This is a genomic window from Pseudomonas sp. GW821-FHT11D10 (assembly GCF_058808435.1).
Genome location: NZ_JBXARR010000002.1, coordinates 77801 through 102839, shown reverse-complemented (window position 1 = coordinate 102839; position 25039 = coordinate 77801). Strand labels below are relative to the sequence as shown.

At 62.0% G+C, this 25039-nt stretch carries 21 protein-coding genes; 11 read left to right on the top strand and 10 right to left on the bottom strand.

The features are described from left to right. Positions 1–46: 46 nt before the first annotated feature. The 4 genes from AC1RT4_RS06860 to AC1RT4_RS06845 form a co-directional block, all read right to left on the bottom strand. Positions 47–1018 carry a FecR domain-containing protein gene (locus AC1RT4_RS06860; protein WP_493084595.1) on the bottom strand — a complete coding sequence of 324 codons (972 nt, stop codon included), beginning with the start codon at positions 1016–1018 and terminating at the stop codon, positions 47–49. Further along, entirely contained in the window at positions 1015–1533 is a 519-nt protein-coding gene (locus AC1RT4_RS06855; RefSeq protein ID WP_039768032.1) for an RNA polymerase sigma factor, read from the bottom strand. The genes AC1RT4_RS06860 and AC1RT4_RS06855 overlap by 4 nt, the downstream gene beginning before the upstream one ends. Positions 1534–1643: 110 nt before the next feature. Next, positions 1644–2351: a 3'-5' exonuclease gene (locus tag AC1RT4_RS06850; protein WP_493084593.1), complete on the bottom strand. Its 708-nt coding sequence runs from the start codon at positions 2349–2351 to the stop codon at positions 1644–1646. Beyond that, positions 2348–4288, bottom strand: a complete 1941-nt coding sequence (locus AC1RT4_RS06845; RefSeq protein ID WP_493084591.1) for a putative nucleotidyltransferase substrate binding domain-containing protein — start codon at positions 4286–4288, stop codon at positions 2348–2350. Before AC1RT4_RS06845 ends, AC1RT4_RS06850 begins: the two co-directional genes overlap by 4 nt. Positions 4289–4541: 253 nt before the next feature. Here AC1RT4_RS06845 and AC1RT4_RS06840 point away from each other — a divergent pair, with 253 nt between their 5' ends. Next, complete coding sequence (locus tag AC1RT4_RS06840) at positions 4542–4988, top strand: response regulator (RefSeq protein ID WP_085609066.1); 447 nt, start codon at positions 4542–4544, stop codon at positions 4986–4988. 70 nt (positions 4989–5058) lie between these two features. Here AC1RT4_RS06840 and AC1RT4_RS06835 read toward each other — a convergent pair whose 3' ends face one another. Next, positions 5059–7236, bottom strand: a complete 2178-nt coding sequence (locus tag AC1RT4_RS06835) for a malate synthase G (protein ID WP_493084588.1) — start codon at positions 7234–7236, stop codon at positions 5059–5061. A gap of 454 nt (positions 7237–7690) precedes the next feature. On the opposite strand from AC1RT4_RS06835, the gene AC1RT4_RS06830 reads away from it, so the two are divergent. Beyond that, positions 7691–8209 carry a glycine cleavage system transcriptional repressor gene (locus AC1RT4_RS06830; protein WP_007959830.1) on the top strand — a complete coding sequence of 173 codons (519 nt, stop codon included), beginning with the start codon at positions 7691–7693 and terminating at the stop codon, positions 8207–8209. 223 nt (positions 8210–8432) lie between these two features. On the opposite strand, the gene rarD is transcribed toward AC1RT4_RS06830, so the two are convergent. The 5 genes from rarD to AC1RT4_RS06805 form a co-directional block, all read right to left on the bottom strand. Continuing rightward, entirely contained in the window at positions 8433–9320 is an 888-nt protein-coding gene (rarD, locus tag AC1RT4_RS06825) for an EamA family transporter RarD (protein ID WP_007959831.1), read from the bottom strand. 66 nt (positions 9321–9386) lie between these two features. Further along, positions 9387–10361: a serine/threonine protein kinase gene (locus AC1RT4_RS06820; RefSeq protein WP_007959832.1), complete on the bottom strand. Its 975-nt coding sequence runs from the start codon at positions 10359–10361 to the stop codon at positions 9387–9389. Positions 10362–10477: 116 nt separating this feature from the next. Further along, positions 10478–12379 carry a PhoX family protein gene (locus tag AC1RT4_RS06815; RefSeq protein WP_007959833.1) on the bottom strand — a complete coding sequence of 634 codons (1902 nt, stop codon included), beginning with the start codon at positions 12377–12379 and terminating at the stop codon, positions 10478–10480. Between the two features lie 69 nt (positions 12380–12448). Further along, positions 12449–13213, bottom strand: a complete 765-nt coding sequence (locus AC1RT4_RS06810; protein WP_115079425.1) for a TOBE domain-containing protein — start codon at positions 13211–13213, stop codon at positions 12449–12451. 58 nt (positions 13214–13271) lie between these two features. Further along, positions 13272–14012 carry a ComFC family protein gene (locus AC1RT4_RS06805; RefSeq protein ID WP_493084582.1) on the bottom strand — a complete coding sequence of 247 codons (741 nt, stop codon included), beginning with the start codon at positions 14010–14012 and terminating at the stop codon, positions 13272–13274. A gap of 91 nt (positions 14013–14103) precedes the next feature. Here AC1RT4_RS06805 and bioB point away from each other — a divergent pair, with 91 nt between their 5' ends. From bioB to AC1RT4_RS06760, 9 genes are all read left to right on the top strand, one after another. Next, positions 14104–15159: a biotin synthase BioB gene (bioB, locus tag AC1RT4_RS06800; protein WP_007959840.1), complete on the top strand. Its 1056-nt coding sequence runs from the start codon at positions 14104–14106 to the stop codon at positions 15157–15159. A 68-nt stretch (positions 15160–15227) separates the two neighbouring features. Then, on the top strand, positions 15228–16406 hold the full coding sequence (bioF, locus tag AC1RT4_RS06795; protein ID WP_493084580.1) for an 8-amino-7-oxononanoate synthase: 1179 nt from the start codon (positions 15228–15230) through the stop codon (positions 16404–16406). Beyond that, positions 16399–17130: an alpha/beta fold hydrolase gene (locus AC1RT4_RS06790; protein ID WP_493084578.1), complete on the top strand. Its 732-nt coding sequence runs from the start codon at positions 16399–16401 to the stop codon at positions 17128–17130. Before bioF ends, AC1RT4_RS06790 begins: the two co-directional genes overlap by 8 nt. Then, positions 17123–17929, top strand: coding sequence for a malonyl-ACP O-methyltransferase BioC (bioC, locus tag AC1RT4_RS06785; protein WP_493084576.1), 807 nt, complete (start codon positions 17123–17125; stop codon positions 17927–17929). Before AC1RT4_RS06790 ends, bioC begins: the two co-directional genes overlap by 8 nt. Then, a complete protein-coding gene (bioD, locus tag AC1RT4_RS06780; RefSeq protein ID WP_007959854.1) occupies positions 17926–18606 on the top strand; it encodes a dethiobiotin synthase in 681 nt (226 codons plus the stop codon). The genes bioC and bioD overlap by 4 nt, the downstream gene beginning before the upstream one ends. Before the next feature lie 106 nt (positions 18607–18712). Beyond that, the gene (locus AC1RT4_RS06775; protein WP_007959856.1) at positions 18713–19009 is read left to right on the top strand and encodes a hypothetical protein; all 297 of its coding nucleotides are present in this window, start codon (positions 18713–18715) and stop codon (positions 19007–19009) included. Between the two features lie 275 nt (positions 19010–19284). Next, a complete protein-coding gene (locus AC1RT4_RS06770; protein ID WP_085609075.1) occupies positions 19285–21090 on the top strand; it encodes a phenylacyl-CoA dehydrogenase in 1806 nt (601 codons plus the stop codon). A 259-nt stretch (positions 21091–21349) separates the two neighbouring features. Beyond that, positions 21350–23464, top strand: a complete 2115-nt coding sequence (locus tag AC1RT4_RS06765) for a cytochrome-c peroxidase (protein WP_493084573.1) — start codon at positions 21350–21352, stop codon at positions 23462–23464. A 210-nt stretch (positions 23465–23674) separates the two neighbouring features. Beyond that, entirely contained in the window at positions 23675–24964 is a 1290-nt protein-coding gene (locus AC1RT4_RS06760) for a GGDEF domain-containing protein (RefSeq protein WP_064380305.1), read from the top strand. Positions 24965–25039 lie beyond the last annotated feature (75 nt).

The following is a 25039-nucleotide window of genomic DNA, read 5'->3' as shown; positions in this document are numbered from 1 at the left end:
TGTCGCGACCTGCTCGCGACAGCGATTGTTCAGGCAGCGCTGAATGTCAGGGCTTCGGATCCGCCTTGGCCACGGTCACCCACCATGGCGTGTGCTGCTCGATCTGCACCGGCAGGGTCGGCAGCAGGGCGTTCAGCGCCTTGTCGGTGTCGTGCAGCGGGAAGCTGCCGGTGATGCGCAGGTCGGCGACTTCCGGCGCAATGCCCAGATGGCCGCGACGATAGCGACCGAGTTCATGCACCAGGTCTTCCAGGCGTGCGTTGTCCACCACCAGCATGCCGCGGGTCCAGGCATCGGCGCCGGGGGTGAGTGCCACCACCGAATCCAGACCGTTGTGGCGGATCAGCACTTGCTGGCCTTCGCGCAGGATCTGTTCCTGCGGATCGGATTGCGGATGCGCCGCCACTGCCGACTGCAACACGCTAAGGCGGGTGCCGGCGTCTTCGCGCTTGACCAGGAACCGCGTGCCCAGAGCGCGCATGCTGCCCTCAGCGGTTTCGACGATGAACGGCCGCGCATCGCCGTGACCGGTTTCGACGAGGATTTCGCCGTCCTGCAACACGATCAGCCGTTGCTTCTCATCGAAGCGGACATCCACCGCGCTGTGGGTATTGAGGTTGAGCACGGTGCCGTCGGCCAGGCGCACGGTGCGCTGTTCGCCGGTGGCGGTGCGTTGATCGGCGAGCCAGTAATCCAGCGGCAGATAACGTTCGCTGGCAAACAACGCCAGACCGACCACCGCCACGACACTGGCCAGCCCGCTGCCCAGCTTGCGCACCCGACGGCGGATGCCTTCGCGCGATTGCAGCAACGCGGTGCGTGCCGGGCCGTTGGCCACGCTGAAACGCTGGTCGAGCATGCCCAACTGACGCCAGGCGCGAGCGTGTTCTTCGTTGGCCGCGTGCCATTTGGCGAACTCTTCGCGCTCCAGTGGCGTGCTGGAATCGAGGGTCAACTGCCAGGCAATCGCCGCATCCAGCACATGAGCCGGGACCGGTCGAGAACTGGCCGGGCTCATGTCGGCTCACCGTACAGCGCGATGTAGCACTGGCGGATGCCCTGGGCCAGATACTGGCGCACGCGTGGGACAGACACGCCGAGTTTGTCGGCGATCTCGGCGTGGGTCAGACCGTCGAGACGGTTATAGAGGAAAGCGGCGCGAGCCTTGGTCGACAGCTTGCCGAGCATGCGGTCGATGGCCTTGAGGTCTTCGAGGATCAGTTGCTGTTCTTCGACCGAGGGCTGTTCGCCCTCGGGGATCAGCATCAGTTCGGTCAGATACGCCTGTTCCAGCGCTGCACGGCGGAAGTAGTCGAACAACAAGCCTTTGGCGATGGCTACCAGAAACGCCCGGGGTTCGCGGGGTGTCAGTAGCTCATCGCGGCCGAGCAGGCGGACGAAGGTGTCCTGGCTCAGGTCTTCGGCACGTTGCGGGCAAGCCACATTGCGGCGCAGCCAGGCCAGCAGCCAGCCGCGGTGGTCGCGATACAACGCACCGACGAGCTCACTGTGAGGGCTTTGGGCTGAAGACACGACGACACCGACTGGGAAGTTTTAACTAACGAGAATTGTTCGCGATTGTGGCAGAGGTGGGAATGGTTAGCAATTGGCCACCGGTCGGGTTGTCGGGCGACAACCCGAATTCAGAACGAATGCGTCTGCTGGCGGCGTTTCCACTGACTCAGGCGTTGCTGCAGATTCAGCGGGCTGTGGATCTGCTGCTGGCGTGCCCGGCTGAACAGAATCAGCGCCAGTTCCGCCGTGGCCAGAGCGTCGGCGCTCGCATGGTGGCGCTCGAAGACTTCGAGCTTGAACCAGTCGATCCACTCGTCCAGCCCCGCCTCGCGAATCTGCGCCTGCGGGCAAACCAGCGGGGCGATCTGCGCCACATCGAGAAACACCGTCTGCAACTTGTGCCCCAGATGTTCCTTCAGTGCGCGGCCGAGCATGTGCTGGTCGAACGAAGCGTGAAACGCTAGCACCGGACTGTCGCCGATAAACTCCAGCAGTTCGACCAGCGCTTCCGTGGGCTCGCTGCCGGCGGCAATCGCGCTCGGGGCCAGACCGTGAATCAACACGCTCGGGCCGAGTTTCAACTCCCGGCATTGCAGGGTGCGTTCGAATTGCTGGCTGAAGTCGATCGCACCGTCCTCGATCACCACCGCGCCGATCGACAGCACCCGATCCTTGCTCAGGTTCAGCCCGGTGGTTTCCAGATCCAGCACCACCCAACGCTGTTCGCGCAGGCTGCATTCGCGCAGTTCGCCGATGGTCGGCAGTTTCGTCAGGCGCTGTTGCAGGTCGTCCGGCACAACGGGGCTGGCCGGGCGCAGCCACGAAAACAGGCTCATAGCTGATACCGCAAGGTCAGGCTGCTTTGCAGGCGCTGGGCCTGGCGCAGGGACTCACGCAGGATGCGCCGGTCCAGATGATTGAGGCTGTCGGGATCGACCCGGTTCGAATAGGGCAGGTTTTCCCGGGTCTGCAGTTGATGCTGCTGCATGCGCGTCTGCTGAATGAAGTGATAGGCCTCTTCGTACGCGGCGCCATCCAGTCGGTCGATGACTTCTTTATCCACAAGCTGGCGGAAGCGTTCGAGGGTGTTGTTGGCATCGATGCCATGGGCCAGCGCCAGCAGGCGGGCACCGTCGACAAACGGGGTCAGGCCCTGGATTTTCAGGTCCAGCGTGGCTTTCTCGCCGTTCTTTTTCGTCAGCACGAACTCGCGGAAACGTCCTACTGGTGGACGGTTGCGCAAGGCGTTCTCGGCCATCATCCGTTGGAACAGCCGGTTGTCTGCGACCTGATCAAGAATCCCCCGGCGCAATTGCTCGCAACCCTGTTCATCACCCCACACCACCCGCAGGTCGAAATAAATGCTTGAGCCCAACAGGTTCTCCGGCGTCGCCTCGCGAATGAACGCGGCAAAGCGTCGGGCCCATTCGGCGCGGGACAGGCACAACTGCGGATTGCCGGCCATGACGTTGCCCTTGCACAGGGTGAAGCCGCACTGCGCCAGGCTGTTGTTGATCTGCTGGGCGATGGGCAGCAGCTTGCCGCGAATCTCCGCCGCATGGGCCGCATCCCGTGCGTCGAACAGAATGCCGTTGTCCTGATCGGTGTGCAGCGTCTGCTCGCGCCGTCCTTCGCTGCCGAAGCACAGCCAGCTGAATGGCACGCCGGGGTCGCCTTTTTCGGCGAGGGTCAGTTCGATTACCCGGCACACGGTGTGATCGTTGAGCAGGGTGATGATGTGAGTAATCTGGGTCGATGAGGCGCCGTGAGCCAACATGCGCTCTACCAGTTGGCCGATCTCGCCGCGCAGAGTCACCAGTTGTTCGACCCGCTGGGCGCTGCGGATGGTGCGCGCCAAATGCACCAGATCGACCCGTTGCAGCGAGAACAGATCCCGCTCGGAAACCACACCGCACAGGCGTCGATCCTTGACCAGACACACATGGGCGATGTGCCGTTCGGTCATGGCAATCGCCGCGTCGAAGGCGCTGTGATCCGGCGACAGATAGAACGGCGAGTGCGTCATGTGGCGTTCGATCGGCTCGCTGAAATCGCCAACCCCTTCAGCCACTACATGCCGGAGATCGCGCAGGGTGAAAATCCCCAGCGGCGCCTTTTGCTCATCCACCGCGACGATGCTGCCGACCTGTTGTTCGTGCATCAGCTTCACCGCTTCGCGCAGTGGGGTGGAGGGGCTGCAGGTCACCGGATGGCGCATGGCCAATTCGCCCAGGCGAGTGTTCAGCGAATACTGGGTGCCGAGGGTTTCCACGGCTTTCTGCTGGACTTGCTGATTGACCTGATCGAGCAGGCTGCTGACCCCGCGCAGGGCGAAATCGCGGAAGGTGTTGGAGAGGGCGAACAGCTTGATGAACGCCAGTTTGTTCAGTTGCAGGCAGAAGGTGTCTTCGCCGGCCAGGTGTTCGGTGCGGGTCGCCCGTTCGCCGAGCAGCGCGGCAAGGGGAAAACACTCGCCGGTGGTGATTTCAAACGTGGTTTCGGTGCCGCCCTTGGCCGTGTGCGGACGCTCGCCGACCACCCGGCCCTGCTTGACGATGTAGAAGTGTTCGACCGGCCCGTCGGCGGGTTTGATGATGCTTTCGCCCTGACCGTAGAAACGCAGCTGGCATTGCTCCACCAGATAGGCCAGGTGGGCATGTTCCATTTGATTGAAAGGGGGGAAGCGCTGGAGGAATTGCAAAGTGCCTTGAATGTTCTGCAACACCGCGGTTTTCCCTGCCTGGGTGAAGGCGTCCGCTTTACTCATAACCATTACCGCAGTCTTTTTCGAATTGTTGTTGTCGGATCGTTGCAGCCATGGTCGACCCCATCGCGCGGGGTGCCCATTGGACGTAAGTCTAGGTTGGGCATGCCGTTGGGGAGTTTTCGGATATGCCCTACAAAATCAGTCGGAAATTCTTCGATTCGCCCCTTGGAAAAAAATCCGACGAAGTGCACATTGAAGCTCTGCCCAGCGATGTCTGACCACTGTGCCAGGGGATCGATTTGAAAACGTAGAGAACGCCATGTCCGACCACGATATTTTGAGCGACGCCGAGCGGGAAGCGCTCAGCGCCGTCATGCTGGAACCCGACCTGCCGCCGCAGCGGGTACTGATCGTCGACGACGACAAGGATGCCCGCGAGTTGTTGTCGGAGATCCTGGCACTGGATGGCATTCGCTGCCTGACCGCGGCCAGCGGCGAGTCCGCCCTGAAGATGCTCGAAGAGAAACCTTCCATTGGCCTGGTGATCACCGATCTGCGGATGGGCAATGTAGGCGGGCTGGACCTGATCCGGCAGGTGCGCGAGTCGGTACGGGCGGCAATGCCGATCATCATTGTCTCGGGCGATGCCGACGTGAAGGACGCGATTGCGGCGATGCATTTGAGTGTGGTGGACTTTTTGCTCAAGCCGATTGATACCGCCAAGTTGCTCGGTCTCGTCAGGCATGAGCTGGGCATCGAGCCCTAGCCAATCCGGCGCAAACAAAAAAGCCCTGATCGATAGATCAGGGCTTTTTCATGTCCGGCATCAGCGCAGGTTACAGGCCGTTGGCAGCCTTGAACTCGCGACGACGACGGTGCAGGACCGGCTCGGTGTAGCCGTTCGGCTGTTTGGTGCCCTCGATCACCAGTTCGACCGCCGCCTGGAAGGCGATGTTGCTGTCGAAGTTCGGGGCCAGCGGACGGTACAGCGGGTCGTTGGCATTCTGACGGTCAACCACCGGCGCCATGCGCTTGAGGCTTTCCATCACTTGCGCTTCGGTCACCACGCCGTGGCGCAGCCAGTTGGCGATGTGCTGGCTGGAGATACGCAGCGTTGCACGGTCTTCCATCAGGCCGACGTCGTTGATGTCCGGCACTTTCGAGCAACCCACGCCCTGGTCGATCCAGCGCACCACGTAACCGAGAATGCCCTGGGCGTTGTTGTCCAGTTCGTTCTTGATCTGCTCCGGCGTCCAGTTCGGGTTGACCGCCAGCGGGATGGTCAGGATGTCATCGACCGAAGCGCGGGCACGTTTGGCCAGCTCGGCCTGACGGGCGAACACGTCGACCTTGTGGTACTGCAGCGCGTGCAGCGCAGCGGCGGTCGGCGAAGGAACCCAGGCAGTGTTGGCGCCGGCCAGCGGGTGAGCGATTTTCTGTTCGAGCATCGCTGCCATCAGGTCGGGCATTGCCCACATGCCTTTACCGATTTGCGCACGACCTTGCAGGCCGGTGCTCAGACCGATATCGACGTTCCAGTTCTCGTAGGCGCCGATCCACTTCTCGGCCTTCATGTCAGCCTTGCGCACCATCGGGCCGGCTTCCATGGAAGTGTGGATTTCGTCGCCGGTGCGGTCGAGGAAACCGGTGTTGATGAACACCACGCGCTCGCTGGCAGCCTGGATGCACGCTTTCAGGTTGACCGTGGTACGACGCTCCTCGTCCATGATCCCGACTTTCAGGGTGTTGCGCTTGAGGCCCAGGACGTCTTCGATGCGACCGAACAGCTCGTTGGTGAACGCCGCTTCTTCCGGGCCGTGCATCTTCGGTTTAACGATGTAGACGGAACCGGTGCGGGTGTTCTTGCGCGAAGTGTTGCCGCTCAGGTTGTGCATTGCCGCCAGGCAAGTCACCAGACCGTCGAGGATGCCTTCCGGCACTTCGTTGCCATGCTTGTCGAGGATCGCGTCGATGGTCATCAGGTGGCCGACGTTACGCACGAACAACAGCGAGCGGCCGTGCAGGGTCAGTTCGCTGCCGTCGACCTTGGTGTAGGTGCGATCCGGGTTCATGGTACGGGTGAAGGTCTGGCCGCCCTTGGACACGGATTCCGCCAGATCGCCCTTCATCAGGCCGAGCCAGTTGCGGTAGATCACCACTTTGTCGTCGGCATCGACGGCAGCGACGGAGTCTTCGCAGTCCATGATGGTGGTCAGCGCCGCTTCCATCAGGATGTCTTTGACGCCGGCGGCATCGGTCTGGCCGACCGGGGTGCTGGCATCGATCTGGATTTCGAAATGCAGGCCGTTGTTTTTCAGCAGGATCGCGATCGGCGCGTTGGCGTCGCCCTGGAAGCCGATCAGCTGTGCGTCGTTGCGCAGGCCGCTGGTGCTGCCGCCCTTGAGGGCGACCACCAGTTTGCCGTCAGCGATTCTGTAGCCGGTGGAATCGACGTGGGAGCCGGTCGCCAGTGGCGCGGCTTCGTCGAGGAACGCACGGGCGAAGGCGATGACTTTGTCGCCACGCACCTTGTTGTAGCCTTTGCCTTTTTCCGCGCCGCCGGCTTCGCTGATGGCGTCGGTGCCATACAGGGCGTCGTACAGCGAACCCCAGCGGGCGTTCGAGGCGTTGAGGGCGAAGCGGGCGTTCATCACCGGAACCACGAGTTGCGGGCCGGCGGTACGGGCGATTTCGTCATCGACGTTTTGCGTCGTTGCCTGGAAATCAGCCGCTTCTGGCAGCAGATAACCGATCTCTTGCAGGAAGGCTTTATAGGCCACGGCGTCGTGCGGCTGACCGGCACGGCTCTGGTGCCAGCCATCGATACGAGCCTGGAAGTCATCGCGTTTGGCGAGTAGGGCTTTGTTCTTCGGCGCCAGGTCGTGAATGACCTTGTCGGCACCTTCCCAGAATTTGTCGGCGGTGAGGCCGGTACCGGGAATGGCTTCGTTGTTCACGAAGTCGAACAGGACTTTGGCGACCTGCAGGCCACCGACTTGAACGTGTTCAGTCATTGCTTGCCTCACTCTGCTCAGCTATTTCGCTTTTCAGCTCTTCAATTTAACAATGAAGCCTCTGGCCATTTAAACCACAAACCCCTCGACCAGTACATGCCATCGCTGGCGGCTGGGCTGGGACCAATCAACGGCTTGGGGGCCTTGCTGACGGGGCTTTCAGGGTTGCGAACGTGCCTTGGGCAGACATCGATCCAGCGTTATGTAGTGCGCGCTGCGGCATACTACATGATGAGTTGCGGTTGTGAAAATCAGACTAATTACGTCGTTCTGCGACCCCATGACGCATTGCGGTCACGGCGCGGAACGGGATGTTCTCAAAAAACCAATGGATTGTTCCAGTTAAATATAAAAAGTTGTACACGATTTGTGATTTCGAGCGTCTGAGGCGTCTGTCGAACGCTTGCCTATACTTGCTTTTCTATAACAAAAGTCATGACAAGAGGGCTGCGCCATGGATCACCTCGTACTCACCGTCTTCGCTCCGGACAAGCCCGGGCAGGTCGAGCGCATCGCCCAATGCATCGCTGAACACGGCGGTAACTGGCTGGAAAGCCGCATGTCACGCATGGCCGGGCAGTTCGCCGGGATCCTGCGGGTGGGCGTGCCGGCGGAGGCTTACGACGAATTAGTCGATGCCCTACAAGCTTTGTCGGCTCAGGGGATTCGCGTGCTGGTGGCCGAAAGCGGTATCGAGCAGGCCTGCACCTGGAAACCGATCGCCATGGAGCTGGTGGGCAATGATCGTCCGGGCATCGTGCGCGACATCACCCGGTTGCTGAGCGAGCAAGGCGTCAATCTCGAAAGGTTGGTGACCGAAGTGCGCCCGGCGCCGATGAGCAGCGAGCCGTTGTTCCACGCCGAGGCGATTCTGGCGGTGCCACTGACTCTGTCGCTGGATGTGCTGCAATCGCGCCTGGAAACCCTGGCCGATGACCTGATGGTGGAACTGGTGCTGCGCACTGATCCATAAGAGGGGAACGGGTTATCCAGTTTTAGCGTGCACCTGCCTGTGGATAACCTGTAGAGACTGAGCGCCAGGCCACGTCCGCCGTGGCTTGGCGAAGATTGATCAAAAAACCGCCAGCATTCAGTGACTTGCGCACAAACGGCGGGGATCACGCTGTGGATAACCTTGGGAAGGAACGATACAGGCCACGAGAACCGTGGCCTGTGGAGGTTTGTGCGTTTTTTGATCAGCTGCGCCGGCGCAGGCTCAGCCACGCATCGACGCTGTACACCGCCAGACCGGCCCAGATAAACATGAAGGCAATCAGCGTGCTGGACGACAGGTGCTCGCCGAACAGCAGCACGGCCTGCAGCAGCACCAGCGTCGGCGCCAGGTATTGCAGGAAACCGAGGGTGGTGTAGGGCAGGTGCCGTGCCGCCGCGTTGAAGCAGACCAGCGGCACCAGCGTCACCGGACCGGCCGCCACCAGCCACCAGGCTTCGGAAGTGGTCCAGAACTCGGCCTGGGCACTGGTCGCGGTCGGATTGAACAGCAGCCACGCGAGGGCGATCGGCACCAGCATCCAGGTTTCCACCACTAGCCCCGGCAGCGCCTTGACCGGCGCCTGCTTGCGGATCAGCCCGTAGAAACCGAAGGTCAGCGCCAGCACCAGCGACACCCACGGCAGACTGCCGACCTGCCACACCTGCTGCGCAACGCCGACCGCCGCCAGACCGACCGCCAACCACTGCATGCGCCGCAGGCGTTCGCCGAGGATCAGCATGCCCAGCAGCACGTTCACCAGCGGGTTGATGTAGTAACCGAGGCTCGCTTCCAGCATCCGGCCGTTGTTCACCGACCAGACATAGGTCAGCCAGTTGGCCGCGATCAAGGTGCCGCTGAGCGCGAGAATCGCCAGGCGTTTCGGGTTGTCGCGCAGCTCCTGCCACCAGCCGGGATGCTTCCACACCATCAACAGCAGCGCGCCGAACAGTGCCGACCACAGCACCCGGTGAATGATGATTTCCACCGCCGGCACTTCGGCGATGGCTTTGAAATAGAGCGGGAACAGTCCCCAGATGATGTAGGCGCTAAGGCCCAGAATGTACCCGCGACGCGGGTTGGCGGCTTGCATGCAGAATCCTTGCTTAGGCAGCTAACAAAGCAGCGATTGTACGGGCAGTTGTATAGACGTGTCGTGTCAGAAAAGCTTCAACGGCTCTTCGTTCAACGCCGCCAGTTGCTCGCGCAACGCCAGCACCTGATCGCCCCAATACCGCTCGCTGCCGAACCATGGAAAGCTGCGGGGGAACGCCGGGTCGTCCCAGCGCCGGGCCAGCCACGCGCTGTAATGCATCAGTCGCAGGGCGCGCAGCGGTTCGATCAGCGCCAGCTCGCGCGGGTCGAAGTCATGAAATTCGTTGTAGCCGTCCATCAATTCCGACAACTGCCCCAGACAATCCTGACGATCGCCGGCGAGCATCATCCAGATGTCCTGCACCGCCGGGCCCATGCGGCAGTCGTCGAGGTCGACGATGTGGAACATCTCGTCGCGGCACATCATGTTGCCGGGGTGGCAGTCGCCGTGCATGCGGATGTTCTGGTGCGGCGTGTTGGCGTAGACGTCTTCCACACGCTTGAGCAGGTCGCGGGCGACGGACTCGTAGGCCGGCAGCAGGCTCTTGGGAATGAAGTTGCCTTCCAGCAACGTGGTCAGCGAGTCATGGCCGAAGTTCTTCACCGCCAGTGCTTCGCGGTGTTCGAACGGTTTGGTCCCGCCGACCGCGTGCATGCGCCCGAGCAACTGGCCGAGGCGATACAACTGGTCGAGATTGCCCGGCTCCGGCGCCCGGCCACCGCGACGGGGAAACAGGGTGAAACGAAAACCGGCGTGTTCGTGCAGGGTTTCGCCGTTGTGGATCAACGGCGCCACCACCGGGATCTCGACGTCGGCCAGTTCGAAGGTGAACTGGTGCTCTTCCAGAATCGCTTCGTTGGTCCAGCGCTGCGGGCGATAGAACTTGGCGATCAGCGGTTCCGAGTCTTCGATGCCGACCTGATAGACGCGGTTTTCATAACTGTTGAGCGCCAGAATGCGCGCGTCGCTCAGGAAGCCGATGCTTTCGACAGCGTCGAGCACGAGGTCTGGGGTGAGGGTTTCAAACGGGTGGGCCATGCTGACTCCTGCGCGCAGCAGGCTGCCGCGTCCGGCTCAGCATGGTAGCGCAGACGGGCTGTCTTGAGTGGGATCGTTCCCGTGCAGTGCACGGGAACGATCAGAGCGTCGCCCGATCAGGCGCCGACGATCCCGCCATCCTCACGGGTAATCGCCATCACCGATGACCGCGGCTTGCCGTTCGGCAGGTGCTCGGGGAAGGTCGAACCGCCGTTCTCGCCCGGGTGCTGAATCCCGACGAACAGGGTTTTCTGATCCGGCGAGAAACTGATCCCGGTGACTTCGCAACCGATCGGCCCGACCATGAACCGGCGAATCTCACCGGTCGCAGGATCGGCGCAGAGCATCTGGTTGTTGCCCATCCCGGCGAAATCACCAGCGTTGCTCGAGTCGCCGTCGGTGAGAATCCACAACCGTCCGGCCTTGTCGAAGCCGAGGCCGTCCGGGCTGTTGAACATGTTCTGCGGGGTGATATTCGACGAGCCGCCCTTCGGCGTACCGGCATGGACGCCCGGGTTGCCGGCGACCACGAACAGATCCCAGGCGAAGGTCTTCGCTGCGTGATCGTCGCGGTCGGTGCGCCAGCGCAGGATCTGGCCGTAGACGTTCTTCTCGCGCGGGTTCGGCCCGCCCACCGGTTGGCCGTCTTCGCCGCGCTTGGCGTTGTTGGTCAGGGTGCAATAAACCTGGCCGTCTTTCGGGCTGACCACGATCCATTCAGGGCGGTCCATGCGCGTGGCGCCGACCACGCTGGCGGCGAGACGCGCGTGAATCAGCACTTCAGCCTGATCGGCGAAACCGCTGCTGGCGTCGATGCCGTTCTTGCCGTGGGTCAGTTCGATCCACTGGCCTTGGCCTTTCGGGTGATCCGGGTTGCCGTCGCCCGCATCGAACTTGGCCACGTACAGCGTGCCGTGATCGAGGATGTCGCGGTTGGCCTTGGCGTTGCGGTGGTTGATCTTGTCGCGGCTGACGAATTTGTAGATGAACTCGCCGCGTTCGTCGTCGCCCATGTACACCACGGCGCGACCGTCGTCGGTCTCGGCCAGTGCGGCGTTTTCATGTTTGAAGCGGCCCAGCGCGGTGCGTTTGACCGGGGTCGATTGCGGGTCGAACGGATCGATCTCCACGACCCAGCCGTGACGGTTGAGCTCGTTGGGGTTCTTCGCCATGTCGAAGCGCGGATCGAACGGATGCCAGTTGATCTCACGGCTGGCGGCCGACACGCCGTAGCGCTTCTGCGCCGGGTCGAACTGTTGCTGGGCGTTGCTGCTGCCGAAGCAGTCGGTGAAGTTCTCTTCGCAGGTCAGATAGGTGCCCCACGGCGTCTTGCCGTTGGCGCAGTTCTGGAAGGTGCCGAGGACTTTTTTGCCGTGCTTGTCGGCGCTGGTTTTCATCAGCTCGTGACCGGCGGCCGGGCCGCTGATGCGCAGCGGCGAGTTACCGTGAATGCGCCGGTTGTAGCGCGAGCCCTGGACGAACTGCCACTGGCCGTTCTTGCGCTGGACTTCGATCACCGACACGCCTTCGCAGGCCAGGGCCTTGCGCACGTCTTCGGCCGACTGCGGCATGCCGCCGTGCGGATAGAGGTAGCGGTAGTTGGTGTATTCGTTGTTGATCGCCATCAACGCGCGGTTTTTCTCGCCCGGGAATTCAAACAGGCTCATGCCGTCGTTGTTGTCGCCGAACTGCACTTCCTGCGCAGCCGCGGTGCCATTGCCGCTCGGGTCGAAGGCCGGGCCGTTCTTTTGCAACGGCTGGCCCCAGCTGATCAGCACCGACGACTTGTAGCCTTTGGGCAGGCTGATGACGTCGGTGGTGGCAGCCGGAATGCTGTCGAAGCCGAGCAGACGGCTGTTGCCGGCGCTGACACTGGCGGCCAGTACGCTGCGGCTCAGCAGGTTGCCGCCGAGGAACATCGCCGCGCCGCACAGCGCGCCGGCGCTGATGAAACCGCGACGGCTCAGGCCGACCATTTTTTCCAGGTCTGTGGATTGGTTTTCTTCTAATAGGCTCACATCAGGCTCCCTGCATGGTTTTGGCAGCCACCTTAATGCGGGTCGATGACGCTTTCGTTGCAGCGCCGTTTAGAGCGGTGTTCCGAGCAGCACATTGGACGGGGAAAACTGCACCTGCACTGGTTGCTCGACCGTCAGGCCACGAGTGCGCAAGTCCAGCGGTTCCGCCAGCGCACACAGGGTCTGGCCGTTGGGCAGGGCGATGCGCACTTCGCTCGGGCCGTCCTCGGCGTCGAGAATCGCCTCGATCCGACCGCTCAAAAGGTTGTGGCCGACGGCAGGCGTGGCCTCTGGCGCAAGCAGTTCGAGCCAGCCGGCCTTGATCAGCGCCACCACCTCGGTGCCCGGTTGCAGCTCCAGGTGCACGGTGCTGTCGTGGGTGATCTGCGCGTCGATCGACAGCCCTTCGGCCAGTTCGAGGCGGATCAGGTCATTGCGGCCCTGGCCTTCGATCAGCACGACTTTGCCGTGCAACTGATTGCGCGCACTGGTCCTGAGCATCAGCCGACCGAGCAGGTCCAGATCGCTGGCGTCCTCGGCCGCTTCCAGCACCTGGGCCTGCAAGGCTTGCAGCTTTTGATAGAGGCGCAGCACCCGCTCGCCCTCGCTCGACAGTTTGGCGCCACCGCCACCCTTGCCGCCGACCGCGCGCTCGACCAGAGGCTTTTGCGCAAGGTTGTTCAGCTCATCGATGGCATCCCACGCCGCCTTGTAACTCAGGCCGGCGCTCTTCGCGGCGCGGGTGATCGAACCCTGTTCGGCGATGTGTTGCAGCAAGGCGATGCGCTGCGGACGGCGGACGATGTGCTGGGACAACAGAGAGGGCAGGGACATGGCGGACGCTTTGTGCTGAAAGGTTGAAGGAGGACGTTGGCGGCTTGAGGCGTATCCGTCAAGCCGCGTCGCCGGGTTTTGGCGTGCGGGCCAGGCAGTACACATCCACCCGCGCGGCGCCGGCGTCCATCAGCAAACGGGCCAGCGCCTGGGTGGTGGCGCCGGTGGTCAGCACGTCGTCGACCAGGGCCAGGTGCCGGCCTTGCACCTGGGCATCGGGGCTCAAGGCGAAGGCGTGACGCAGATTGCGTTTACGCGCTTTGGCGTTCAGGGCCTGCTGGGCGTCGGTGTCCTGCACGCGCAACAGGCTGTGCTCCTCGCAAGGCAGGTCGAGTGACTTGCCCAGCCACTGCGCCAGCATCGCCGCTTGATTGAAGCCGCGCTGGCGCAGGCGTTTCGGTGCAAGCGGCACCGGCAGCAGGGCGTCCGGGCGAGGCAGGTCTTCTTCGAAGCGATGTTGCAGGAACTCGCCGAGAACGTCGGCGAGCAAGTGGCCAAGCGGCCATTTGGCGTTGTGCTTGAAGCGGGTGATCAGCGTGTCCACCGGAAAGCCATAAATCCAGGGCACGGCCACCTGCTCGAAGGCCGGTGGATCCTGCAGGCAGCCCCCACAGGTCAGGCCGACAGCGGGCAAGGGCAGGGCGCAGGTCAGGCACTGATCGCCCAGCCACGGCAGATCGGTTTCGCAGGCGGTGCAGATCGGGATTAGCGCGTCTGCCGGTTCATTGCACAATAAGCAGTTCTGTTTGTTTTTTAACCAGATGTAAACCGGCCTTTCGTAGCGTGGTTGACAGCGCATGACTCTTCCTTAAATATGCCGAACACCCGTGTCGTGCCTGTGGGTATTCCGTTTCCCCAGGCGCCAGCCAAGCATAACCAAGGAAACGCCCATGAGCGCCAGCACCACTGCCACCCTGCGTCACGACTGGACTTTGGCCGAAGTCAAAGCACTCTTCGTTCAGCCATTCAACGACTTGCTGTTCCAGGCGCAGACGGTGCACCGCGCGCATTTCGACGCCAACCGCGTCCAGGTTTCCACCCTGCTGTCGATCAAGACCGGCGCCTGCCCGGAAGATTGCAAATATTGTCCGCAGTCCGGTCACTACAACACCGGGCTGGAAAAAGAAAAGCTGATGGAAGTGCAGAAAGTCCTCGAAGAGGCTGCCCGCGCCAAGGCCATCGGTTCGACCCGTTTCTGCATGGGGGCGGCGTGGAAACACCCGTCGGCCAAGGACATGCCTTACGTGCTGAAGATGGTCGAAGGCGTAAAGGCCATGGGCCTGGAAACCTGCATGACCCTCGGTCGCCTCGATCAGGATCAGACCGAAGCACTGGCCAAGGCCGGGCTCGACTACTACAACCATAACCTCGACACCTCGCCGGAGTTCTACGGCAGCATCATCACTACCCGCACCTACAGCGAGCGCCTGCAAACCCTGGCCTACGTGCGCGATGCGGGGATGAAAATCTGCTCCGGCGGCATTCTCGGCATGGGCGAGTCCCTCGATGACCGCGCGAACCTGCTGATCCAGCTGGCCAACCTGCCGGAGCATCCGGAATCGGTGCCGATCAACATGCTGGTGAAAGTCGCCGGCACGCCGCTGGAAAACGCCGACGACGTCGATCCGTTCGACTTCATCCGTATGCTCGCTGTGGCGCGCATCCTCATGCCGCAATCCCACGTGCGCCTGTCCGCCGGCCGCGAAGCGATGAACGAGCAGATGCAGGCCCTGGCGTTCTTCGCCGGCGCCAACTCGATCTTCTACGGCGACAAACTGCTGACCACCGCCAACCCGCAGGCCGACAAGGACATGCAACTGTTTGCGCGTCTGGGCATTCAGCCGGAAGCCCGCGAAGAGCATGCCGACGAAGTGCATCAGGCTGCCATCGAGCAGGCGCTGGTGGAGCAGAAGAGCAGCGAGCAGTTCTACAACGCGGCGGTCTGATCGCCCGTTCTTCTCAGGCGCTGCCTTGGGCGGCGCCTGCTGATTCATTTGCCACCCGTGAGGCTTGCATGTCTTTCGATCTCGCCGCACGCCTTGCTGCTCGTCGTGCCGAAAATCTCTATCGCCAGCGCCCGCTGCTTGAAAGCCCGCAAGGGCCGGAAGTGGTGGTCGACGGTCAGCCGTTGCTGGCGTTCTGCAACAACGATTACCTGGGCCTGGCCAATCATCCGCAAGTGATCGAAGCCTGGCGCGCCGGTGCCTCGAAGTGGGGCGTCGGCGGCGGTGCCTCGCATCTGGTGATCGGCCACAGCGGCCCGCATCACGCGCTTGAAGAGGCTTTGGCGGATCTCACCGGACGGCCGCGTGCGCTGTTGTTCACCACCGGTTACATGGCCAACCTTGGCGCGGTCACCGCATTGGTCGGGCAGGGCGATACGGTGCTGGAAGACCGGCTCAATCATGCCTCGTTGCTGGATGCCGGCCTGTTGTCCGGGGCGCGCTTCAATCGTTATCTGCACAACGACGCCGACAGCCTCGCCAAGCGTCTGGAGAAAGCCACCGGCAATACGCTGGTGGTCACTGACGGCGTATTCAGCATGGACGGCGACCTTGCCGATCTGCCGGCGCTGGCCCGGGAAACCAAGGCCAAAGGCGCGTGGCTGATGGTCGACGACGCTCACGGTTTCGGCCCGCTTGGGGCGAACGGTGGCGGCATCGTCGAGCATTTCGGTTTGAGCCAGGAAGACGTGCCGGTGCTGGTCGGCACGCTCGGCAAAGCGTTCGGTACGGCTGGCGCCTTTGTGGCCGGCAGTGAAGAGCTGATCGAAAGTTTGATCCAGTTCGCCCGGCCTTACATCTACACCACCAGCCAACCGCCGGCGCTGGCCTGCGCAACGTTGAAAAGTCTGGAACTGCTGCGCAGCGAGCACTGGCGTCGCGAGCATCTGCAAACGCTGATCCGCCAGTTCCGCCACGGCGCCGAGCAGATCGGTCTGGAACTGATGGACAGCTTCACGCCGATCCAGCCGATCCTGATCGGCGATACCGGTCGCGCCGTGCGTCTGTCGCAGATGCTGCGCGAGCGTGGGCTGATGGTCACCGCGATCCGCCCGCCGACCGTGCCTGCCGGCAGCGCGCGGTTGCGGGTGACGCTGACCGCCGCCCACAGCGAGGCGCAGGTGCAGCTATTGTTAGAAGGACTGGCCGATTGCTTTGCGCAACTCAAGTCGGAGCCAAGCCATGCGTGATCGCCTGATTCTGCTACCGGGTTGGGGGCTCGGCGTTTCGCCGCTGGAGCCGCTGGCCGCTGCGTTGCGCGGACTCGACGAACACCTGCAGGTCGACATCGAGCCGTTGCCGGAGCTGGACTCCAGCGATCTGGACGACTGGCTCGACGAACTCGATGAGCGCATCCCCGAAGATGCCTGGCTCGGCGGCTGGTCGCTGGGCGGCATGCTCGCTTCCGAGCTGGCGGCGCGGCGTGGCGAACATTGCTGCGGCTTGCTGACCCTGGCGAGCAATCCTTCGTTTGTCGCCCATGAACAGTGGCCGAGCGCGATGCCCGGCGAGACCTTCGATGCGTTTCTGGCCGGCTGCAGCGCCGACCCGCGCACGACCCTCAAGCGATTCTCTCTGCTGTGCGCCCAGGGCGCGCAAGACGCGCGCGGCTTGTCGCGGCTGTTGCTTGGCGGCGCACCGAATACCTCGCCGGCCGCGTTGATGGCCGGTCTGGAATTGTTGGCGCAGATCGATACGCGTGAAGCCTTGCAGGCGTTTCGTGGCCCGCAATTGCATCTGTTCAGCGGGCTGGACGGGTTGGTGCCGGCGGAGGCCGCGGGTGAGTTGTTCGCGTTGCTGGCAGATGTCGAAGTTGGTCTGATCGAGCAGGCCAGCCATGCGTTTCTTCTGGAAGATCCCCACGGTGTAGCGGGTGCGATCCAGGCGTTTTTAAGTGAGTGCGGTGATGACTGATTTGTCTGTTGCGGCGTTGCCCGGCGGCTTGCCTGACAAGCGCCAGGTCGCAGCTTCTTTTTCTCGCGCAGCGGCCAGCTATGACAGCGTCGCCGAGTTGCAGCGCGATGTCGGTACGCAGTTGATGAATCGCTTGCCGGTGGATTTTCGGCCGGCATGCTGGCTGGATCTGGGTTGTGGCACCGGGTATTTCACTCGGGCACTGGCCGAGCGATTTGGTGAGGGGCTGGCGCTGGATATCGCGGAGGGCATGCTCAATCACGCGCGGCCGTTGGGCGGGGCCACACACTTCATTGCTGGCGATGCCGAACGTTTGCCGTTGCAGGATTTGACGTGTGATCTGATCTTCTCCAGCCTCGCCGTGCAGTGGTGCGCGGACTTCGAAGCAGTGCTCGGCGAAGCGTTTCGGGTGCTGAAACCGGGGGGGATTTTCGCGTTTGCTAGTCTTTGTGTAGGGACGCTGTACGAATTGCGTGACAGCTGGCGTCAGGTCGATGGCCTGGTGCACGTCAACCGCTTCCGCGAATTCGCCCGCTACGAGCAATTGTGCGCGGCCAGTGGTTTGCGCAGTGTTTGTCTCGAGAACCGGCCACATGTGCTGCATTACCCGGATGTGCGCAGCCTGACCCATGAACTCAAGGCCTTGGGCGCGCATAACCTGAACCCTGGCCGGCCCGGTGGTTTGACCGGACGGGCGCGGATTCTGGGGCTGGTCGAAGCCTACGAGCAGTTCCGTCAGCCGCAGGGCTTGCCGGCGACTTATCAGGTGGTCTACGCCGTGTTGGAGAAACCCTTATGAGCGCAGCCTATTTCATCACCGGAACCGACACTGACGTTGGCAAGACCACCGTCGCCGCCGGATTGCTGCATGCTGCGCGCTCGGCGGGGCTGAGTACGGCGGCGGGCAAACCGGTGGCGTCCGGCTGTGTGGTGACGCCCAGAGGTTTGCGCAATTCCGATGCGCTGGCGTTGCAGGCCGAATGCTCGTTACCGCTGACGTATCAACAGGTCAATCCGGTGGCGTTCGAACCGGCGATCGCGCCGCATCTGGCAGCGCGCGAGGCGGGTGTGGCGCTGACCGTGCAATCGTTGCTGGCGCCGATGCGCGAGATTCTGGCCATGAATGCCGACTTCACGCTGATCGAAGGCGCGGGTGGCTGGCGGGTGCCGTTGGCGGATCAGGACAATCTGTCGGATCTGGCGATTGCGCTGAAGTTGCCGGTGATTCTGGTGGTCGGTGTGCGTCTGGGATGCATCAGTCATGCGTTGCTGACGGCCGAGGCGATTGCCCGGGACGGGCTGCAACTGGCGGGATGGGTGGCGAACATCATTGATCCGAAGACGTCGCGGCTAGAGGAAAACCTGGCGACTCTGGCCGAGCGGATTCCTGCCCCGTGCCTGGGGCGGGTGCCGAAACTCAAGGCGGTCAGCGCCGAAGCGGTTGCCGATCACTTGCAACTGGATCTGCTCGACTGATTTTGGCTATGACAAGGCACTGTGCCATTAGTGTTTTTGACGGGTGTTTTTCTGACGCCTCTGTTTCAATGGCACCCATTGATCCTTCCCAAGGATGAGAGCTCCCATGGAAATCTCCGGAAACACAGCTTTTTATGCAGGTCTGAGCACCATTCAGACCGGGCAGAACCGCGTCGATCAGGCCGCCAGCCAGATCGCCAGCAGCACCATCGAGCGTTCGGTCACCAGCCAGTCTTCGGAGGTGCAGGTCGATCGTCTGCGTTCCGTGGATCGCGCCCAGCAATCGGACCTGGCGAGCAACATGGTCGAGATGGCCCAAGGCAAGTTTCAGGCGGAACTGGGCGTGAAAGTCGCCAAGGCTTCCGATGAAATGCTCGGTACGATCATCGATACCTTCGCCTGATTTTTTGATCTGCGCTTTGCCAGACGCCGCGACTGTTCGCGGCGTTTTTCGTTGTAAGTCCTTCTCCCTCAACTAATCTTTTTTCAGTGCACATGGCTCGGTCGGGCGCATGTCGCGCTGCTGTGTCCGGCGTTCGGAAAATGTGATGACGAATGGCAAAAGAACGACGCTTGACAAGATTTCGGCGTAAACGTATGTTTCAAACAACTGTTTGACCGTCACAACAAATCAACGCGGTCGTTCATTCCCGGTTACATCAGCAGAGGTTTATCGCTATGCCTGACTACAAGGCCCCCTTGCGTGATATTCGCTTCGTTCGTGACGAACTGCTCGGCTACGAAGCGCACTATCAGAGCCTTCCAGCGTGCGCAGACGCAACGCCGGACATGGTTGACGCCATTCTCGAAGAGGGCGCCAAGTTTTGTGAGCAGGTGCTGGCACCGCTGAACCGCGTGGGTGACACCGAAGGCTGCACCTGGAGCGAGTCCGGCGTGAAAACCCCGGCCGGCTTCAAAGAAGCCTACAAGCAATTCGTGGAAGGCGGCTGGCCAAGCCTGGCCCATGATGTCGAGCACGGCGGTCAGGGTCTGCCTGAGTCGCTGGGTCTGGCTGTCAGCGAGATGGTCGGCGAAGCCAACTGGTCGTGGGGCATGTACCCGGGCCTGTCGCACGGCGCGATGAACACCATCTCCGAGCACGGTACCCCAGAGCAGCAAGAAGCCTATCTGACCAAACTGGTCTCCGGCGAATGGACCGGCACCATGTGCCTGACCGAGCCGCACTGCGGCACCGACCTGGGCATGTTGCGTACCAAGGCCGAACCTCAGGCCGACGGTTCCTACAAAGTTTCCGGCACCAAGATCTTCATCTCGGCCGGTGAACACGACATGGCCGACAACATCGTCCACATCGTGCTGGCCCGCCTGCCGGACGCACCGGCCGGCACCAAAGGCATCTCGCTGTTCATCGTTCCCAAGTTCATGCCGAATGCTGATGGCACCGTCGGTGCACGCAACGCCGTGACCTGCGGTTCGATCGAACACAAGATGGGCATCCACGGCAACGCGACCTGCGTGATGAACTTCGACGGCGCGACCGGTTTCCTGATCGGCCCGGCGAACAAAGGCCTGAACTGCATGTTCACCTTCATGAACACCGCACGTCTGGGTACCGCGCTGCAAGGTCTGGCCCACGCTGAAATCGGCTTCCAGGGCGGCCTGAAATACGCTCGCGATCGCCTGCAAATGCGTTCCCTGACTGGCCCGAAAGCGCCGGACAAGGCTGCTGACCCGATCATCGTTCACCCAGACGTACGCCGCATGCTGTTGACCATGAAGGCATTCGCCGAAGGCAACCGTGCGATGGTGTACTTCACCGCCAAACAGGTCGACATCGTCAAATACGGCGTGGACGAAGAAGAGAAGAAGAAAGCCGACGCACTGCTGGCCTTCATGACTCCGATCGCCAAAGCGTTCATGACCGAAGTCGGTTTCGAATCCGCCAACCACGGTGTACAAATCTACGGCGGCCACGGCTTCATCGCCGAGTGGGGCATGGAGCAGAACGTTCGCGACAGCCGCATCTCGATGCTGTACGAAGGCACCACCGGCATCCAGGCTCTCGACCTGCTGGGCCGTAAAGTACTGATGACTCAAGGCGAGGCTCTCAAAGGCTTTACCAAGATCGTCCACAAGTTCTGCCAGAACAACGAAGGCAACGAAGCCGTCAAAGAATTCGTCGCACCGTTGGCTGCACTGAACAAAGAGTGGGGCGAGCTGACCATGAAGGTCGGTATGGCCGCCATGAAAGATCGCGAAGAAGTCGGCGCGGCCTCCGTGGACTACCTGATGTACTCCGGTTACGCCTGCCTGGCCTACTTCTGGGCCGACATGGCGCGTCTGGCTGCTGAAAAACTGGCTGCCGGCACCACCGACGAGGCGTTCTACACCGCCAAGCTGCAAACCGCGCGCTTCTACTTCCAGCGCATCCTGCCGCGTACCCGTACGCACGTGGCCACCATGCTGTCGGGCGCCAACAACCTGATGGACATGAAAGAAGAAGACTTCGCACTGGGCTACTAAGCCTTAACGCAGTCCTTCAAAAAACCGCTGCTCCTTCGGGGGCAGCGGTTTTTTGTGCCCGGATTTCCCCAATCCCGGGGCTGATTCCCCAGCATTGATGATGGCGCTGCTCGGCCGAACCCCTGCGCTTATTGATTCAAAATGTTTCCAGAAGAGTGGCCAATTAATTGCACTGCCCGATTTACCGGTGCTAACCAGAACTGCCTGCTCAAAGAAGCAAGACGCCCGGCACTTAACAACAACAGTCAGGGTGAAGCCTATGAACATCAGTCGACTCGCTCGTTTGACCTTCTGGTTACCCGTTGCGCTATCAGTCCACAGCGCATGGGCCGCCGACCCCGCTGAAGTCGATCCCCCGGTGCCGGAAGTCCCTTCGCTGCAATCGTTGCGCGGGATGGTGCCCCCCGATCCGTCCGGGACCGAAGGCGGACGCAAGGTCGACCTGATGACCGACTACGTGCTCAATCGCCAGGCCGCAATCCTGCTGGGCAAGGCGCTGTTCTGGGACATGGAGATCGGCAGCGATGGCTCCACGGCCTGTGCGTCCTGCCACTACCACGCCGGCGTCGACCACCGCATCACCAACCAGCTCAACCCCGGCCAGGCGCACACCAACGCCAACGTTGCGTCGATCTTCAACAAACCGTTTGTGGCGTCGGACATTCCCGGTGATGTGGCGTCCTACGCGACGTTGTCCGGCGGCAAGGGCGGCCCGAACTACACGCTGAAGAAAACCGACTTCCCGACCCACGTGCTGAGCAATCCTCTGGAACGCAACTCGCCCATCGTGTACTCGACGGACGATGTGGTCGGCTCGCAAGGCGTGTTCGACGCCAACTTCGTCAAACCCAACCAGCCGCGTTTCGACAAATGCACCCAGCAGCCGGACGGCCTGTTTCAGGTCGGCGGCATCAACGTTCGACGCAGCACCGGGCGCAATGCGCCGTCGGTGATCAACGCCGCGTTCAACGTGCGCAACTTCTGGGACGGTCGGGCCAACAACGTCTTCAACGGTTTCTCGCCGTTCGGCAATCGCGACCCGGATGCCGGGATTTACGTGACCAGTGAACGCAGCACGGTCGCCACCAAAGTGCGGCTGGCGCTCAACGACGCCTCTGCCGCCTCGCAAGCCGTCGGCCCGCCCGGCAGTCCGGTGGAAATGTCTTGCGGTGGCCGCACCTTTGCCGACATCGGCCGCAGGATGCTCGACACGTTGATGCTCAAGCAGCAACGGATCTCATCCACCGACTCGGTGCTGGCTCCGGTATCCGGCGCGCGGCGGCCAACCTATCGCGAACTGATCAAGAACGCCTTCCAGCCCCGGCTGTGGAACGCCACGCAAAATGTTCTGGTGGGCGGTGCGCCGTACACCCAGATGGAGGCCAACTTCCCGCTATTCTTCGGTCTGGCGATCCAGATGTATGAGGCGACGCTGGTGTCCGATCAGGCGCCGATCGATGCCTACCTGCAAGGCGATCACACGGCAATGAACGCGCAACAGGTCGAAGGCATGAACCTGTTTCTCGGCAAGGGCAAATGCGTCAATTGCCACGGCGGACCGGAGCTGACCAACGCCGCCAGCCGCCTGCTGATGCATCCGCGCGAACGCATCGAGCGTATGGTGATGGCCGACAACCTCACCACCCTTTACGACAACGGCTTCTACAACACCGGTGTGCGCCCGACTTCGGAAGACCTCGCCCTCGGCGGCGCGGATGCGTGGGGCAATCCATGGTCGTTCACTCGTCAGTACAACGCTGTGTTGCAGGGCGGCCGTTCGGTGGATCCGCTGGACGTCGATGTCTGCACGTTCGAGGCACCGTTGAGCGCGGCGATTCCGTGCGATGCCACGCTCAAGCCGAATGTCGGTTTCCGCGACTCGGTCGACGGCGCATTCAAGACCCCGACCCTGCGCAACATCGCCCTGACCGGGCCGTACTTCCACAACGGTAGCCGCTCGACGCTCAAGCAGGTGATGGAGTTCTACAACCGTGGCGGTGACCGGCGCGGTGAAGACGCCAACAACACCAGCGGCTTCGAGCATCCGGCGGTGAACCAGCACAACACTTCCAACCTCGATCCGGACATGACGGCGCTGAACCTGACGCCTGCCGAAGTCGATGCCGTGGTGAAATTCATGGAAGTCGGCCTGACCGATCCGCGCGTGGCCTGGGAGCGAGCACCGTTCGATCATCCATCGCTGGTGATCCCGCAGGGCCATATCGGCGACGAGAATGCCGTGACCCAACGCCCCGCCAGTCCGAAAGTCACGACCCGCCAGGCGATGGACGCATCGCTCAATCTCAAGCCTTACGGTGCTGAAGGCCGGCCGGCGGCAGAAGGGCCATTGCAGCCGTTCTACAACGATCTCTGAGCAGAAAAGCACACCATGGCCATCACGAATGATAGCCATGGTGGCCGTCTAGCGGCCATTGCGCAAAAAACCTTACTGAATTACTCAGCAACCGCCGATTTCGGCCGTTAAAGAGACAGCCTGTGATCTGGATCACATTGTGTGTGATTAACTGGCCACATTGCAGGCACAATGCCATCTCTTTGCCATGACGGGTCGGAGCTTTTACCCTTGCCGCGTTCTTCCGCTGTACGTTTCAGTCATTTCCTGCCTTCACTGCTGTTGTTGCTCGCGGGGTTGGCGGCTGCGTACGTCAAAGACCTCAACGTGTTCTTCACCTCGCTGTTTAACGTGTTGCCGACCTTGGTACTGCTGTTGGGCGGTTCGTACTGTGCGGTTTACCGACGCCAGCGCGAGCTGTTTCTGATGGTCACGGTGTACATCGCCTACTTCCTGCTCGATACCCAGACCGACTATTACCGCGACAACGGTAAGGTGCGCGAAGACGCGGCCGTGGTGTTCCACCTGGTCTGTCTGCTGTTGCCGCTGTTGTTCGGACTATTCGCTGCGTGGCAAGAGCGCACACACCTGTTTCAGGACATGGTCGCGCGTTTCGCCGTGCTGCTGGCCTTTGGCAGCGTGGCGCTGGGGCTCGAGCAAAGTTATCCGCAGGCGTTGCTGATGTGGCTTTCCGAGATCCGCTGGCCGGCGCTGCACGGCGCGTGGATGAGCCTGATCCAGTTGTCGTATCCGGTGTTCATCTCGGCGTTTCTGCTGCTGGCCTGGCAGTACTGGCGTAACCCGCGTCCGCTGCACGCGGCGCAACTGGTGGGGTTGCTCGGGGTGTTCTGGATGCTGCCGAAAACCTTCATCCTGCCGTTCACCCTGAACATCATGTGCAGCCAGGTGATGTTGATGATTGCTGCAGCGGTAGCGCATGAGGCTTATCAAATGGCCTTCCGCGACGAACTCACCGGCCTGCCGGGCCGCCGCGCACTCAACGAGCGCATGCAGCGACTGGGTCGCAACTATGTGCTGGCGATGAGCGACGTCGATCACTTCAAGAAATTCAACGACACCCACGGCCACGACGTGGGGGATCAGGTCTTGCGTCTGGTCGCCAGCAAGCTGTCCAAAATCAGCGGCGGCGGTAGGGCGTATCGCTATGGCGGTGAGGAATTCGCGTTGGTGTTTGCGGGCAAGACTCTTGAAGAGTGCATGCCGCACCTGGAAGTCATCCGCGAGTCGATTGCGTCCTACAACATTCAGCTGCGAAATCAGGAAAGTCGCCCGCAGGATGATCAGCAGGGGCGTCAGCGTCGTTCAGGTTCGGGCGCGTCCAGCGTGTCGGTCACGGTCAGCATCGGCGTGGCCGAACGTCTGGAACAGCGCACCCCGGAAGAAGTGTTGAAATCTGCCGACCAGGCTCTCTACAGCGCCAAGGGCGCGGGGCGAAACTGCGTGATGGCATTCGGTCAGAACCGCCGTGGCGCGGTGCGCATGGACAGCGCCGCAGGTTGAGTGATGACGGCGCATTCAGCGTCTGGACAGTGATTGTGGGGCAGGGTGGCCGGCAGTAGGTTGAAGCAATCTGCT

Coding starts and splice junctions, on each gene's coding strand:
- AC1RT4_RS06820 (WP_007959832.1), bottom strand. CDS start 10,361: ATGGCCCACCCGTTTGAAACCCTCACCCCAGACCTCGTGCTCGACGCT.
- bioB (WP_007959840.1), top strand. CDS start 14,104: ATGAGCGCCAGCACCACTGCCACCCTGCGTCACGACTGGACTTTGGCC.
- AC1RT4_RS06835 (WP_493084588.1), bottom strand. CDS start 7,236: ATGACTGAACACGTTCAAGTCGGTGGCCTGCAGGTCGCCAAAGTCCTG.
- rarD (WP_007959831.1), bottom strand. CDS start 9,320: ATGCAAGCCGCCAACCCGCGTCGCGGGTACATTCTGGGCCTTAGCGCC.
- AC1RT4_RS06850 (WP_493084593.1), bottom strand. CDS start 2,351: ATGAGCCTGTTTTCGTGGCTGCGCCCGGCCAGCCCCGTTGTGCCGGAC.
- AC1RT4_RS06770 (WP_085609075.1), top strand. CDS start 19,285: ATGCCTGACTACAAGGCCCCCTTGCGTGATATTCGCTTCGTTCGTGAC.
- AC1RT4_RS06790 (WP_493084578.1), top strand. CDS start 16,399: ATGCGTGATCGCCTGATTCTGCTACCGGGTTGGGGGCTCGGCGTTTCG.
- bioF (WP_493084580.1), top strand. CDS start 15,228: ATGTCTTTCGATCTCGCCGCACGCCTTGCTGCTCGTCGTGCCGAAAAT.
- AC1RT4_RS06765 (WP_493084573.1), top strand. CDS start 21,350: ATGAACATCAGTCGACTCGCTCGTTTGACCTTCTGGTTACCCGTTGCG.
- AC1RT4_RS06845 (WP_493084591.1), bottom strand. CDS start 4,288: ATGGTTATGAGTAAAGCGGACGCCTTCACCCAGGCAGGGAAAACCGCG.
- AC1RT4_RS06810 (WP_115079425.1), bottom strand. CDS start 13,213: ATGTCCCTGCCCTCTCTGTTGTCCCAGCACATCGTCCGCCGTCCGCAG.
- AC1RT4_RS06860 (WP_493084595.1), bottom strand. CDS start 1,018: ATGAGCCCGGCCAGTTCTCGACCGGTCCCGGCTCATGTGCTGGATGCG.
- bioC (WP_493084576.1), top strand. CDS start 17,123: ATGACTGATTTGTCTGTTGCGGCGTTGCCCGGCGGCTTGCCTGACAAG.
- AC1RT4_RS06830 (WP_007959830.1), top strand. CDS start 7,691: ATGGATCACCTCGTACTCACCGTCTTCGCTCCGGACAAGCCCGGGCAG.
- AC1RT4_RS06775 (WP_007959856.1), top strand. CDS start 18,713: ATGGAAATCTCCGGAAACACAGCTTTTTATGCAGGTCTGAGCACCATT.
- bioD (WP_007959854.1), top strand. CDS start 17,926: ATGAGCGCAGCCTATTTCATCACCGGAACCGACACTGACGTTGGCAAG.
- AC1RT4_RS06840 (WP_085609066.1), top strand. CDS start 4,542: ATGTCCGACCACGATATTTTGAGCGACGCCGAGCGGGAAGCGCTCAGC.
- AC1RT4_RS06805 (WP_493084582.1), bottom strand. CDS start 14,012: ATGCGCTGTCAACCACGCTACGAAAGGCCGGTTTACATCTGGTTAAAA.